The following is a 14,071-nucleotide window of genomic DNA, read 5'->3' as shown; positions in this document are numbered from 1 at the left end:
CTAGAATCGGGGGCGTCGTCGGTGCTGGCATCCGGCGACCCGCACTCATGATCTCGACACTCCATCGCGAAGGCCGACGCCCGCGCGCGCGGCGGCTGCTGGGCCGCCTCGCCGCGGTGCTCGTCGTCGGCTCTCTCGGCCTCGGCGCCGCCCCGGCGGCGGTCGCCGATGATGCGGATGCCGAGCAGCCGGCCGACGCGGCCGTGGAGATGTTCCTGTCGGTCGGCGACACCGGGCAGGTCACGCCAGGGGCGCCGCTGCCGAGCAGCGTGACGATCGAGAATCCCACCGACAGCGACCTCACCGCGGGCAGTGTCAGCGTCGAGCTGAACAGCACTCCCCTTCCCGACGGCGCTGCGCTCGACGCCTGGCTCGACGGCGACGCTGTCGACGGCGCCTTCCGCAGCGTGGCCGTCGAGAGCTCCCCCGCGGTCGCCGACGGGTCTGACGAGACGATCGACCTGACCGTCGAACCCGCTGCGCTGGGTGAGCTCGCACCCGGTGTCTATCCGCTCAAGGCCCGCCTCACCGGCGCCACCACCACGGACTCGGCCGGCAAGACCGTCCCGCTGAGCGTCACAGCCGGATCGGTGCTGGTCGTTCCCGCCCCCTCCGACGCCCGAACGGCCGTGATCGTGCCGGTCACGGCGACTCCCGAGAACGGCGCGCTGCTCACCGCCGACGAGCTGACCACCCTCACCTCCGATGGCGGCGACCTCGCCGAGCTGGTCGATGCCGTCTCCGGCACCAGCGCGATCCTGGCGATCGACCCGGCGATCCCCGCGTCGATCCGCGTGCTCGGCGACCGCGCTCCCGCCAGCTCGACCCGGTGGCTCGAGCAGTTCGAGGCGCTGCCGAACGACATGTTCACCCTGCAGTTCGGCGATGCGGATGCCACGGTGCAGGCCCAGGCCGGCCGCACCGAACTGCTGGGAACGCCCGATCTCACCCCGCTCCTCGACCCTGCCGACTTCCCCGCCGTGGAACCGAAGCTCGAGTCGACGTCAGAGCCCACCCCGACGCCGATCCCCACGGCTGAGCCCGACCTGCCCGCGAACAGCGAGCTGACGGCCGTGCGCGGTGCGCAGGGCGGCATCCTCTGGCCTCGGCCGACCGTGACAGAGCAGGATCTCGCCACCTTCGGCGCGTACCTCGGCGACAAGGTGACCACGATCCTCCCCTCCACGTCTGTTCAGGGCGACGCGAGCGTGCACAGTGCGGTCGACGCGCGCGACCTGCTGGTCACCGACGCGTCGGCGTCGGCACGTCTGTCCGCCGCCGTGGAGGGAACGGAATCCGCCGCCGCCGCTGATTCCGAGATGGCTGCGGTCGCCGGGCATCTCTTCTTCGCCGGGCAGCGCAGCTCTCTCACCGCTGTCGCGCTCGAGAGATCCGAGACCCGCTCCCCCGAAGCGCTGCGCAATGCCCTCGTCGCCTTCGCCAGCCCCGGGGCGACGCTCAGCGCGCTGCGTGGCGGGGAATCGGCCTCCGTCTCCCTCGCCGAGACGACCGCCGGTGCGCGTGTGGCAGAGCTGAACAGCATGATGGCCGGGGCCGACCGGCTCACCGCCTTCGCGAGCATCCTCGACGAGCCGGCCGTGCTGCTCGTCCCGGACCGCATCCGCATGCTGCGTGTGATCGGGGCCGGCCTCAGCGACGACGAGTTCGCCGAGCGCGCCGCCGACCACACGAAGCGCGTGAACACCACCCTCACCTCTGTGAACGTCGTCAAGCCGAAGCCCGTGCAGCTGTTCACGTCGGCTGCACCTCTTCCGGTCTGGGTGCGCAACGACCTGCCCTGGCCGGTCACGGTCACCCTGTTCAGCACGCCGTCCAACAATCGGCTCGACATCCAGCCGGCGACCGAGGTGACCGCGCTCGCCTCGAGCTCGACCCGCGTCGACATCCCGATCGAGGCCCGCGTCGCGAGCGGACGCGTCGATGTGCGCTTCTGGCTCGAGAGCCCGACGGGCGTGCCCATCGGGCAGCCGGAGGTCGCCGACGTCACGCTGCGAGCCGACTGGGAGGGCATCGGGCTCGGCATCCTCGGCGGAGTCATCGTCGTGCTGCTGATCGTCGGCAGCGTGCGCATGGTGCGTCGCCGCAGAGCGGATGCCCTGCACCAGGCTCACGCGCCGCACGAGCCAGCAGAAGGAGAGCAGTGACAAGTCTCGGCCGCGCCAGCGCCATACTCGGTGCAGGGACGCTGATCTCGCGCATCACCGGTCTCATCCGCACGATCGTGCTCGTCGCCGCCATAGGCACGATCGGACAGGCGGGTGACGCGTTCGGCGTCGCGAACCAGCTGCCGAACAACGTCTTCACGATCATCCAGACGGGCATCCTCACCGCGGTGATCATCCCGCAGATCGTGAAGTCGGCCAGTCACACCGACGGCGGCGGCGCGTACATCTCGAAGCTGTTCACTCTGGGCACGGTCGTCTTCCTCGGTGCGACGGCGCTGGCCATGCTCGCCGCTCCCGGGCTGGTCGCGCTCTACGGGCCGGAGTTCACCCCCGATCAGCTGGCCCTCGGCACGGCCTTCGCGTTCTGGTGCCTGCCGCAGATCTTCTTCTACGGGCTGTACGCGCTCATCGGCGAGACGCTGAATGCGAAGCGCGTGTTCGGACCGTACACGTGGACGCCGGTCGCGAACAACATCGTCTCCATCGCCGGCTTCCTCGTCTTCATCGCCCTGTTCGGCGACAACCAGCGCCGCGTCGAGGTCTGGGATCCGACGATGATCTCCGTGCTCGGGGGCACCGCCACTCTGGGCATCGCCGTGCAGGCCGCACTGCTGCTGTTCGCCTGGCGCCGCACCGGGCTGCACCTGCGCCCCGACTTCCGCTGGCGAGGAGTGGGTCTCGGTCAGATCGGATCGCTCGCCGGGTGGACCTTCCTGATGGTCATGGCCGGTCAGATCGCCGGACTCATCCAGACGCGCGTGGTCACCGATTCTTCGGGCGATCACCCTTCGGTGTTCATGATGCAGGCCGCCTGGCTGGTGTTCATGCTGCCCTACTCGATCTTCGCGATCTCCATCGGCACCCCGTACTTCACGCAGATCGCCGAGCACGCCCACGCGAACCGGCGCGACGAGGTGCGCGCTGACGTCGCTCGCTGCATCCGGGTCGTGTCGCTGTTCATCGTCGGCTCGGGCATCGCCCTCGCCGTCGCCGCTGTGCCGGCCACGCGCATCTTCACCGAGAGCCCCGCGGATGCCGTCTCCGCAGCGCCCGTCCTGGTCTGCTACCTCGTGGGTCTTCTGCCGCTGTCGGTGCTGTTCATCGTGCAGCGTGCGTTCTACGCCTTCGGCGACACCCGCACCCCGTTCGTCTTCACGCTCGTGCAGGTCGGCCTGATCATCGGCTTCTCGTATCTCGCGGCCGCGGTGGCTCCGCTCAGTCAGCTCGCCGCCGCCGTTGCGCTCGGACAGTCGATCGCAGGTCTCGTGCAGACTGTGATCGCCGTGCTCATCCTGCGCCGCCGGCTGGGCGGTCTCGAGCTGCCGCAGACGCTGCTGTCTCTCGGCCGTTTCCTGATCGCTGCCGTGCCGGCCGGACTCGCGGGTTGGGGAACGTACCTGCTGCTCGGCGCTGACCGGGGATGGACGGCCGGTCAGACCCGCTCCACGTTCATCGACAAGCTGCTCGGTGCAGCCGGCACCGGGGTCATCGGGCTGGTCGCCGTCGTCGTCTACGCGCTGGTTCTGCTGGTGCTGCGTGCGCCGGAGATGAGCGCCGCCCGCAGGCTCGTCACGCGTCTCCTGCCCGGACGCTGAGCGCCCTCGCCCCCGCCCGGCATCGGGCATCCGGAGCGACATTCCGCGGTGCGGTGCCCACAGCGCGCGGGAATGTCGCGCGGTTACCATGGGTTGAAGCAGACGACGCGGGCCATCCCGCGCCTGCTGGACATCCGCAGCCTTAGGAGAGCACATGCGTCAGGTCATCATCATCGGCTCAGGCCCGGCCGGATTCACCGCCGCGATCTACGCGGCACGCGCCAACCTCAAGCCGCTGCTGGTCGCCAGCAGCGTCGAGGTCGGTGGCGAGCTGATGAACACGACCGATGTCGAGAACTTCCCCGGGTTCCCCGAGGGCATCCAGGGTCCCGACCTGATGGCGAAGCTGCAGGCGCAGGCCGAGAAGTTCGGCACCGAGGTGCTGTACGACGATGTCACCGAGCTTCAGCTCGACGGACCGGTCAAGAAGGTCGTCCTCGGCAGCGGCGCAGAGCATGAGGCGTCGACGGTCATCTACGCCACCGGGTCCGCCTACCGCAAGCTCGGCATCGAGGGCGAAGAGCGTCTCTCGGGCTACGGGGTGTCGTGGTGCGCGACGTGCGACGGCTTCTTCTTCCGCGAGAAGGAGATCGCAGTCGTCGGCGGCGGCGACTCCGCAATGGAAGAGGCGACCTTCCTCACCCGCTTCGCCTCGAAGGTCTACGTCATCCACCGCAAGGACTCGCTGCGCGCCTCGAAGATCATGCAGGAACGCGCCTTCGCCAACGAGAAGATCGAGTTCATCTGGAACAGCACGGTCGACGAGATCCTCGGCGGCGATTCGGTGAACGGCGTGCGGCTGCGCTCGACGGTTGACGACTCGACCCGCGAGCTCGCCGTCGACGGCGTCTTCGTCGCGATCGGCAACGACCCGCGCACCCACCTCGTGCACGACAAGCTGCAGCTCACCGATGCCGGCACGATCTGGGTCGACGGCCGCTCATCTCGCACCTCGGTTCCGGGTGTGTTCGCCGCCGGTGACGTGATCGACCCGACCTACCGTCAGGCGGCCACCGCCGCGGGCTCGGGCGTCGTGGCGGCGCTCGATGCCGAGCACTTCATCGCCGACCTCGAGGACGTGTCGGTCGAAGAGCCGGCGGCCCTCGCCGCGGAGATCATCGCCGGCTGACGGCCTCGACGCGGCGCATTCGCGACCCCGGGAACACAATCGCCCCCTCTGACGTTTGATCAGGTGGACACCGAACAAGGAGACAATCCATGACTGCCAAGGCAACCACTCAGGCAACCTGGGAGCAGGACGTTCTGCAGGCCGACGGACCCGTGCTGGTCGACTTCTGGGCCGCGTGGTGCGGACCGTGCCGCATGGTCGCGCCCGTGCTCGACGAGATCCAGGCCGAGAACCCCGACAAGATCACGATTCTCAAGCTCAACGTCGACGAGAACCCGGATCTGGCCATGAAGTACCAGATCACCTCGATCCCCGCGATGAAGGTGTTCCAGGGCGGTGAGGTCAAGACGACCATCATCGGCGCCAAGCCGAAGTTCGCCCTCGAGCAGGACCTCGCGCCGTTCATCGGCTGAGCCTGTCGAAGCCTGAGCCTGTCGAAGGGTCTTACCCCAAGTTGGGTCCCTGAGCTTGTCGAAGGGCCTGTCACCATCCGCGATGACAGGCCCTTCGTCGTCTCACGCCGCCAGCATCCGCCAGACCGTCGTGCTGAGCTCCGGGTACTCGTGTGCGATGCTGCGCAGCACGCTGTCATTCCACCGTGGGTCGCGCGGGTTCCCGCCTCTGTCTTCGTACACGTCGGTGCGCAGCAGCAGCACCACGAGCTCGTCGACCGAGGGCAGCTCCGACATGAAGTCCCAGGGATCCTCCCCGCTCCGCAGCCGCTCGTGCACCAGCACGGAGCGCTCGTCCCCCGCCTCCGCGCGCAGCACCTCAAGACTCGCGCGGCGGGGGAAGGAGGGGATCACCAGACAATTCTACGAGCGCGGCTGGCGTGGACGGCGCTCGACCTTCATATCCTCCGTCATCGATTCGAGCTCCTTGCCCTTGGTCTCCGCCACCTTGAAGTACACGAAGAAGAACGACAGCAGCGCGAAGAACGCGTAGAAGCCGTAGGCGAAGGTGAGGCCGATCTCAGCGAACGCCGGGAACGTCGTCGAGATGAAGAAGTTCGCCGCCCACTGCGCGGCCGCAGCCACTGCCAGGGCGCCGGCGCGGATCGAGTTGGGGAACATCTCCCCCAGCAGCACCCAGACCAGCGGACCCCACGTGGCTCCGAAGAACACCACGAAGGCGTTGGCGCTGATGAGCGCGATCGTCGACCACGGGTCGGGCAGGGTGACCGCGCCCTCGGCATCCAGCGTTCCGAACGAGAAGGCGACCGCCATCAGTCCCAGCGTCACCGCCATGCCGATCGAGCCGACCATGAGCATCAGGCGGCGACCGACGCGGTCGACGAGCAGGATCGCGATGATGGTCACGACGATGTTGGTCACCGATGTGATGACGGTGATGGTCAGGGCATCCGACTCGTCGAAGCCGACCGAGCGCCACAGCGTGGTCGAGTAGTAGAAGATCACGTTGATGCCGACGAACTGCTGGAAGATGCTCAGCAGGATCCCGACCCAGACGATCGGCTTGAGCCCGAACCGGTGACCGCGAAGATCGCTGAGCGACTCGGTGCGCTCGGTGTTGATCGTGCCGGTGATCTCGGTGATCTTGGCCTTCACGTCGACGGTGCCGGTGACGAGGGTCAGCACCTCGGCCGCCTTGTCTACCTTGCCGCGGGCGACCAGGTACCTCGGCGACTCCGGGAGCCGCATCGCCATGATTCCGTAGATCACCGCGGGGATGGCCTCGGCGATGAACATCCAGCGCCAGGCATCCAGACCCCACAGCGGCTCCGCTGCGCCACCCGCCACGTTGGCGAGCAGGGCATCCGAGAGCAGCGCGACGAAGATACCCGTGACGATCGCGAGCTGCTGCAGCGAGCCCAGCCGTCCTCTCACATGCGCCGGCGACACCTCGGCGATGTACGCCGGGGCGATCACCGATGCGGCCCCGACGCCCAATCCGCCGACGACGCGCCAGATGATGAGGTCGATCACACCGAAGGCGAGGCCCGATCCGACCGCCGAGATGAGGAAGAGCACCGCCGCGACGATCATCGTGGGGATGCGACCGAACCGGTTGGCCAGGGGGCCTGCGAACCACGCGCCGACCGCGCAGCCGATGAGCGCCGACGACACGGCGAAGCCCTTGAGGCCCACGCCGAGATCGAACGCCCCGGCAAGTGCATCCACCGCGCCGTTGATCACCGCGGTGTCGAAGCCGAAGAGGAATCCTCCCAGCGCTGCGGCGATGCTCACCCCTATGACGCGTCCGCGGATGCCCTTCGCCGGGCCTGTGCCTGCTGTGTGTGTCATGGTGCCCCCTCCTCTTCCGGTGCTCCGGATGCTAGCGGAGCCCTGCGCGCTCAGAAAGGGGCGTGCGCCGCGGAGCGGGAGACGCTAGGGCAGGTGGCCGGGAATGCACCGGTTCGCTGAGGCCTGAACGGCAGATGAGCACCGGGCGCTCCCCGGTGCTCATCTGTCGTTGCTGAGGCGGATTCGCGTCAGCGCGAGCCGAACTCCTCCTCGCCGAGTTCGGCGAGAATGCGGTTGAGATCCTGGATCGACGCGAATTCGATCTTGACCTGCCCTTTTCGCGCACCGAGGGCGATCTGGACTCGGGTGTTGAGGCGATCACCGAGCTTGTGCGACACCTCATCGAGGTACGCGCGGCGCGCGCCGGCCGTGGGCTTGGTCGCCGGGGTCGGCGTCGTGGACAGTGTCTTGGCAGCGGCCTCCGTGGCGCGCACCGACAGGTCTTCGTTCACGACCTTGTCGGCGAGGCGCTGCATCTGCTCCGGCGTCTCGACTGCGAGGATCGCACGAGCGTGGCCCGCGGAGAGAACCCCGGCGGCGACGCGCTGCTGCACGGCGACGGGCAGACGCAGCAGACGGATGGTGTTGCTGATCTGCGGGCGGGAGCGGCCGATGCGGGTGGCAAGCTCTTCCTGGGTGATGCCGAAGTCCTCCAGCAGCTGCTGGTAAGCGGATGCCTCTTCGAGCGGATTAAGCTGGGATCGGTGCAGGTTCTCGAGCAGCGCGTCGCGCAGCAGGTCTTCGTCCGCCGTCTCGCGCACGATCGCAGGGATCGTGGTGAGACCGGCCTCGCGAGCGGCGCGGGTACGACGCTCACCCATGATCAGCTCGTACTCGCCGTCGGCGTTCTGACGGACGATCACCGGCTGAAGGACACCGAACTCGCGCACGCTGTGCACGAGCTCCGAGAGGTGGTCCTCGTCGAAGTGCGTGCGCGGCTGCCGCGGGTTCGGAACGATGCTGTTCGGGTCGACCTGGATCAGACGCACGCCCGGCACCTGCGCGAGCTCCGCTTCGTCGGGGGCGGCGATGCTCTCCTGGGGCTCTGCGAGTGCGGCATCCGCCTTCGCCTTCCCCGCGCCGGGGAAGAAGACATCGACCGGGCGCTCCGCCTGATCTGTCGTCGGGATGAGTGCGCCGATTCCCCGACCGAGTCCAGTGCGCTTGGCCATCATGCTCCCTTGTTCTGCGCGGCGGATTCCTTGCGCTGCGCGATCTCGACTGCTGCTTCCCGGTAGGCGACCGCTCCCGCCGACGTTCCGTCGTACGAGATGACCGTCTGTCCGAAGCTGGGCGCCTCAGAAACCCGCACCGAGCGCGGGATCACGGCGTTGAGCACCTGCTGCGGGAAGTGGGTACGCACCTCGTCGGCGACCTGCTGGGCGAGGCGCGTGCGCGCGTCGTACATCGTGAGCAGGATGGTCGAGAGGTGAAGTTCGGGGTTGAGGTGCTTCTGGATCATCTGGATGCTGCCGAGCAGCTGACTCAGGCCCTCGAGCGCGTAGTACTCGCACTGGATGGGGATGAGCACCTCGGAAGCTGCCGTGAAGGCGTTGATGGTGAGCAGTCCGAGCGATGGCGGGCAGTCGATGATGACGAAGTTCACCGGGTTGTCGCTCAGGTACTCCTCCAGTGCCCGCCGCAGCCGGAACTCTCGTGCGACCTGCGACACCAGCTCGATCTCGGCGCCGGCGAGGTGAATCGTGCTGGGGGCGCAGCGGAGATTCTCGGATTCGGGGCTGTCCTGAACGATCTCGCCGAACGGGAGGTCGTTGATCAGGACGTCGTAGATGCTCTTCGTGTCAGCGGAGTGTCTCACTCCGAGAGCGGTCGAAGCGTTGCCCTGCGGGTCGAGATCGATCACCAGTACCTTCGCGCCGAGATCGGCGAGAGCGGATGCCAGATTGACGGCCGTCGTGGTCTTGCCGACTCCGCCCTTCTGGTTGGACACGGTGAAGACCCGAGTGTCGCTGCTGAACTGCACTTCGACGTCCTTGAGCGCCTTGCGTCGCGACGAGAGGTCTGCGAGTTCCCGAGCGAGCGGGGTATCCATCCCGAAATTCTGGTTCGGCGATGCGTTGTCGGATGGTTTCACGTGAAACATCGACTCCTTTCGGGACCGTCCTCCACTCTACGTGATCCCTCCCCCACTCCCCCGCCACCCCTCCCCGGCCATTGAGCGAGGAGCGCAGCGACGAGTCGAAATGCCCCTCCGCGCCCCCGGTCATTGAGCGAGGAGCGCAGCGACGAGTCGAAATGCCCCTCCGCTGCGTGCTTCCGGTCATTGAGCGAGGAGCGCAGCGGCGAGTCGAAATGCCCTCCGCACCCCCGGTCATTGAGCGAGGAGCGAGGCGACGAGTCGAAATACCCCCACTGCACCCCCGGTCATTGAGCGAGGAGCGAAGCGACGAGTCGAAATGCGCCCACGCTGCACCCCCGGTCATTGAGCGAGGAGCGAAGCGACGAGTCGAAATGCCCAGAACACCCGGGCACCGCGTTTCACGCGAAACGCACGCCACGATGAGGCGGGTGCCGCCCCGCGCCGCTGACGAGATTTGGAAGCACCGACGGAAGCGTAGGCGTTTCGACGCACTGGCTCTCTCAACGACCGAGAGCACCGGATCGACGGAGTCCGGCTTTCCCGGCGATTCGCGTGTCACGTGAAACGCTTGCCTCAGTCTTTACCTGCTCGCAGTCGGCACAGTTGGACCGTCGCCCCACCTGCGACACGTACGGCACACAGGCGCAGTCACGAGGTACCCCGTTTGAGCGTATGCAGTCCGTTCCACGTGAAACACGCGGTAACGCGCAGTGTGGCGCGCTTGATCACTTGCGGACGAGTGCAGAACCGTATCGTTCGACTCCCCCGCGCTCTCAACGTGCTGCCCAACCCCGCGCCAAACGAAAGCCTCGACACCGCCGTCTTCGCAGACCGTGCGTTCCTGGGCGCTAACCTACGCCACTCCCAAGAGCCGAAATCCCGTTTCACGTGGAACGCTCACGCGCTCGTCGAGGACCGAAGTGCACGCTCGCGAGCGCTCCAGCCCCTGATGGCGTCGAAGCCACCCTCGATGAACGCCAAGCGCTTGGCATGACTCCATCCCTGAATCTGCTTCTCCAACGCAAAGGCCTCGTCGATGCGCTCGAACTCCGCTGACCAGATCAGTTCGACCGGCCGGCGTTTGGTCGTGTAGTTGCTCCCCAGGCCCTGCTGGTGAGCTTCAAGTCGGTCCTCAAGGTATTTGGTGCTGCCCGCATAGAAGGTTCCATCAGAGCATCGGAGGATGTATGTGTATCCGGTCATCTAGAGAATCTAGTGAGGCGTCCTGGCGGGTCAGCTCCTCGAAGTACGGCGCTGGGGAGAGCGGTGCTGGTACGCAGCAGTGTGCAGGACGAGTCGCGCAGACATCGGGTGGCTTCGTGATGAGCACCCGCCGTCGGTTCCTGGCTCGACCCCTCTGCTGTTCAACACCCGCCTGTGTGGAGCGAACGCGCTCAGCGATGCGAACCCGCCGTCCAGCTTCAAGGGTTCCCGCAGCGGACTCGGTGGGTAAGCGCGGACGGTCTGCGTCTTACCTTGGGAGCCGCTCCCTTGATCAAGGACCGGAAGTATCCGTCTACGGCGAGGTGGCGGTTCTAGGCGTTTCGCGTGCACCGGCAGTCGGGATCGTCGTTTTCGAAGCGCGCACACTCATGAGGTCGGCGCGAATGCGCTTCTCTGCTCGCTGCGCTTGCTCAACGGCCGGGAGCTTTCCGCTGAGCGCGGGAAGTCAGCCAGTCGCGAGGACATGGCATCAGTTTCACGTGAAACGGACCCAGAGATGTCGACGGCAGACGGACCGAACCCGCTTGCGTGCACATCAAGCGGTACGGCCGCCCGTCCCTGCGCTTGGCAGGCAAATCGCGTGACGCGCCCTTGGCCCTGGCGCATGGGGCCGCGCAGTTCACCGGCACCAAAGCGCGAGCGGACCCGTAGCTCTACCCGCCCTTCACATCCTCGCACTCCGGCGACTACTCGCTGCGCACCCGCAATATCGGCTCTGGCCGCCCGATAGTCGGGCGTTCTGCGGGGGTTTCACGTGAAACACAGTGGGCCGCATCGCCCGAGAGGAGGGCGTAATCGGATTGAGCCCAGACACGACGGTGCGTTTCGAATCGCTTCGCCGGGTGGACGACCGGGTGATCGGGGACCCGTATCGGGCGACCCTCTCGCCGTCGGAGCGTTTCGACTCGCTGCGCTCGCTCAACGACCGGGGGGATTGGGTACCTGTACCAGGCGATCCTTCGGCGTGGCGGTGCGTTTCGACTCGCTGCGCTCGCTCAACGACCGGGGGGATGGGGCATCCGCATCGGTATGCCGTTTCGACTCGCTTCGCTCGCTCAACGACCGGGGGGGATCGGGTACCTGTACCAGGCGATCCTTCCGCGTTGCGGTACGTTTCGACACGCTGCGCTCGCTCAACGACCGGGGGGCCGGATGCGTCCCGGAATGGGGCGAAATCAGGCGCGGACGCGGGCCCGGACCACGCGGGTGGGCTCGGAGAGGATGCCCTCCCCCAGGACCTCAACGGACACGTTGGACACCTTGTGTTTCTTCAGCACCTTCTGCGCAGACTCGATCTCGGCCGGCACGTTGTGCCCCTTGAGCAGAATCAGCTCGCCACCGTCCTTGACCAGCGGAGCGGTGATCGGCACGAGAGTGCGCATCGCACTCACCGCGCGCGCCGTGACCACATCGAACTCGAGGCCCACATCCTCTGCACGTGCGCGCATGACCTTCACGTTGTCGAGCCCGAGCGAGTCCACCTGCTCGTGCAGCCAGGTGACACGTCGGTCCATCGGTTCGATCAGAGTCCATTGCACGTCGGGACGGCTGATTGCCAGCACCAGACCGGGAAGGCCCGCACCGGAACCGATGTCGGCGACCGACCCGGAGAAGAGAGGCGCAGCGATCGCAGAATTCAGGATGTGCCGTGTCCAGATTCGCGGCAGCTCAAGCGGTCCGATCAGACCACGCAGCTCGCCCTCGGCCACGAGGGCTGCTGTGAAGGACCGAGCCAGATCAATACGATCGCCGAACAGCTCGGCGGCCACCGCTGGTTCGGGCTCGACGATGGGAGTGGTCATGAACAGAATCCTAGGGATCGAGGGATGCGGTGGGTGGAGGGTTCGACGCGCGGAGAGCGCAGCGGTGGCGGGGAGGCTGGTCGCGGGTGCGTTTCGACTCGCTTCGCTCGCTCAACGACCGGGGGTGCGAGCTCAACGACCGGGGGTGCGAGCTCAACGACCGGGGAGTGCGAGCTCAACGACCGGAGAAGCGGGAAGCCGACCGTTCCACGTGAAACATCAGCCGCGGGAGATCACCGTGTGCCGGTCAGCACCATCTCCGTACGACTCGGAGGTGAGGCCTCGCTCCGACACGATGTCGTGCACGAGCTTGCGCTCGTAGCTCGACATCGAGGGCAGTGAAGCCTGAGTGGCCCCCGCGTCGAGCTTGGCGACCGCGGCATCCACCAGCTGCTCCAGCTGACGCCGGCGCGTGTCGCGGGACCCCCCGATGTCGAGGATCAGTCGCGAGAAGGTTCCGGTCTTGCTCTGAACGGCCAGACGGGTCAGCTCCTGCAGGGCCTGCACCGTGTCGGGCTCGGAGAGAACCGAAAGCGCGTCGCCCTCCGCCTCGACCGAGACATAGGCCCGGCCCTGACGCACATCGAGGTTCAGGTCGCCGTCGATGTCGGCGATGTCGAGCAGCTCTTCGATGAAGTCCGCGGCGACGTCGCCCTCGTTCTCGAGCTCCTCGACCGACGGGGCGGTCTTCACGTCATCGGTCATCAGTTCGAGCCCTTCTTCTTCGCACGCTTCTTGCTCATCGGCTGCTCGCGCTTGGGCGTCTCCGCCTTCGCCTTCTCGAGCTCCTCGAACTTTCGCTGCTCTTCCGCCTCGTAGATGGCCATCGGAACGACCTTGCCCTGCGCGTTGATCGCCTTGCCCTTGCGAGCCAGACGCTCTTCGCGAGCCTTCGCGGCCTCAGAACCGGGAGTCGGCATCTCACGGATGACGAGGAACTGCTGAGCCATGGTCCACAGGTTCGACACGAACCAGTACATGACGACGCCGAGCGGGAAGAAGACGCCCGAGAAGATGAAGCCGAGCGGCAGCACGTACAGCATGATCTTCTGCATCTGGTACGCCTGACCGGTCTTGGCCTCCGGCGACAGGTTCTTCGAGATGATCTGCAGCTGCGTGAAGAACTGCGACCCGATCATCAGCACCACGAGGATCACCAGCAGCACGATGGCCGGCGTGTTGCCGGAGTTCCACGCTTCGCCGAGGGTCTCGTGCAGCGACACCGAGCCGAAGAGCTTGGCGTCGTAGAACTCCTTGGTCAGCTCGGGACTCAGCAGTCCCACGCCGCCGACCTGGGCCTCGGCGTGCATCTTGACGTCGCGCAGCACGCTGAACAGCGCGAAGAAGATCGGCATCTGCACGAGCAGCGGCAGACAGCTCGACATCGGCGTCGTGCCGTGCCTCTTGTACAGCGCCATGGTCTCGCGGCTCATCGCCTCACGAGAGAGCTGATCCTTCTTGCCCCGGTACTTCTCCTGAACTTTTCGCAGTTCAGGAGCGATTTCCATCATCTTCCGCTGGCTCTTGATCTGCTTGACGAAGAGCGGGAAGACCGCCGCGCGCACCACGATCACAAGACCGACGATGGACAGCACCCAGGTCAGACCATCTGCGGCAGGCAGTCCCATCGCCGTCAGCAGCCAGTGCCAGGCCACGAGGATGAGCTCGACGGCCCACTTCAGCGGCCACAGGATGATGCCGAACAGGTCGAAACCGCCGGCGTTCGGGTCAGGCGAGGGTGAGTTCGCGAGCAGAAGGTCAAGACCCACT

At 66.7% G+C, this 14,071-nt stretch carries 12 protein-coding genes; 4 read left to right on the top strand and 8 right to left on the bottom strand.

What is annotated here, in order from left to right; genetic code table 11:
- Nucleotides 1-47 precede the first annotated feature (47 nt).
- From ACIPV2_RS09275 to trxA, 4 genes are all read left to right on the top strand, one after another.
- Nucleotides 48-2,165, top strand: a complete 2,118-nt coding sequence (locus ACIPV2_RS09275) for a DUF6049 family protein (protein WP_400840543.1) — start codon at nucleotides 48-50, stop codon at nucleotides 2,163-2,165.
- Entirely contained in the window at nucleotides 2,162-3,781 is a 1,620-nt protein-coding gene (gene murJ, locus ACIPV2_RS09270; protein ID WP_400840541.1) for a murein biosynthesis integral membrane protein MurJ, read from the top strand. The genes ACIPV2_RS09275 and murJ overlap by 4 nt, the downstream gene beginning before the upstream one ends.
- A 154-nt stretch (nucleotides 3,782-3,935) precedes the next feature.
- Nucleotides 3,936-4,910: a thioredoxin-disulfide reductase gene (trxB, locus tag ACIPV2_RS09265; RefSeq protein WP_101187487.1), complete on the top strand. Its 975-nt coding sequence runs from the start codon at nucleotides 3,936-3,938 to the stop codon at nucleotides 4,908-4,910.
- 89 nt (nucleotides 4,911-4,999) lie between these two features.
- Nucleotides 5,000-5,323 (top strand): thioredoxin, encoded by a 324-nt coding sequence (gene trxA / locus ACIPV2_RS09260; RefSeq protein ID WP_101187486.1) that lies wholly within the window; start codon nucleotides 5,000-5,002, stop codon nucleotides 5,321-5,323.
- A gap of 102 nt (nucleotides 5,324-5,425) precedes the next feature.
- On the opposite strand, the gene ACIPV2_RS09255 is transcribed toward trxA, so the two are convergent.
- The 8 genes from ACIPV2_RS09255 to yidC form a co-directional block, all read right to left on the bottom strand.
- Nucleotides 5,426-5,716 carry a tryptophan synthase subunit alpha gene (locus ACIPV2_RS09255; protein ID WP_177243789.1) on the bottom strand — a complete coding sequence of 97 codons (291 nt, stop codon included), beginning with the start codon at nucleotides 5,714-5,716 and terminating at the stop codon, nucleotides 5,426-5,428.
- Nucleotides 5,717-5,725: 9 nt separating this feature from the next.
- Nucleotides 5,726-7,174, bottom strand: coding sequence for a sugar porter family MFS transporter (locus ACIPV2_RS09250; protein ID WP_400840537.1), 1,449 nt, complete (start codon nucleotides 7,172-7,174; stop codon nucleotides 5,726-5,728).
- A 188-nt stretch (nucleotides 7,175-7,362) separates the two neighbouring features.
- Nucleotides 7,363-8,346 (bottom strand): ParB/RepB/Spo0J family partition protein, encoded by a 984-nt coding sequence (locus ACIPV2_RS09245; RefSeq protein ID WP_400840536.1) that lies wholly within the window; start codon nucleotides 8,344-8,346, stop codon nucleotides 7,363-7,365.
- Nucleotides 8,346-9,227, bottom strand: coding sequence for a ParA family protein (locus ACIPV2_RS09240; RefSeq protein WP_400840535.1), 882 nt, complete (start codon nucleotides 9,225-9,227; stop codon nucleotides 8,346-8,348). The genes ACIPV2_RS09245 and ACIPV2_RS09240 overlap by 1 nt, the downstream gene beginning before the upstream one ends.
- A 945-nt stretch (nucleotides 9,228-10,172) precedes the next feature.
- The gene (locus ACIPV2_RS09235) at nucleotides 10,173-10,478 is read right to left on the bottom strand and encodes a GIY-YIG nuclease family protein (RefSeq protein WP_400840533.1); all 306 of its coding nucleotides are present in this window, start codon (nucleotides 10,476-10,478) and stop codon (nucleotides 10,173-10,175) included.
- Between the two features lie 1,196 nt (nucleotides 10,479-11,674).
- The gene (gene rsmG / locus ACIPV2_RS09230) at nucleotides 11,675-12,301 is read right to left on the bottom strand and encodes a 16S rRNA (guanine(527)-N(7))-methyltransferase RsmG (RefSeq protein WP_400840531.1); all 627 of its coding nucleotides are present in this window, start codon (nucleotides 12,299-12,301) and stop codon (nucleotides 11,675-11,677) included.
- 219 nt (nucleotides 12,302-12,520) lie between these two features.
- The gene (locus tag ACIPV2_RS09225) at nucleotides 12,521-13,006 is read right to left on the bottom strand and encodes a R3H domain-containing nucleic acid-binding protein (protein ID WP_101188895.1); all 486 of its coding nucleotides are present in this window, start codon (nucleotides 13,004-13,006) and stop codon (nucleotides 12,521-12,523) included.
- Complete coding sequence (yidC, locus tag ACIPV2_RS09220; RefSeq protein WP_400840529.1) at nucleotides 13,006-14,070, bottom strand: membrane protein insertase YidC; 1,065 nt, start codon at nucleotides 14,068-14,070, stop codon at nucleotides 13,006-13,008. Before yidC ends, ACIPV2_RS09225 begins: the two co-directional genes overlap by 1 nt.
- Nucleotide 14,071: the final 1 nt, after the last annotated feature.

The organism is Microbacterium sp. NPDC089987, from assembly GCF_044748505.1.
GTDB lineage: Bacteria > Actinomycetota > Actinomycetes > Actinomycetales > Microbacteriaceae > Microbacterium.
Note: the sequence above shows the minus strand (reverse complement) of the source record. Positions and strands in the feature narration are given on the sequence as shown.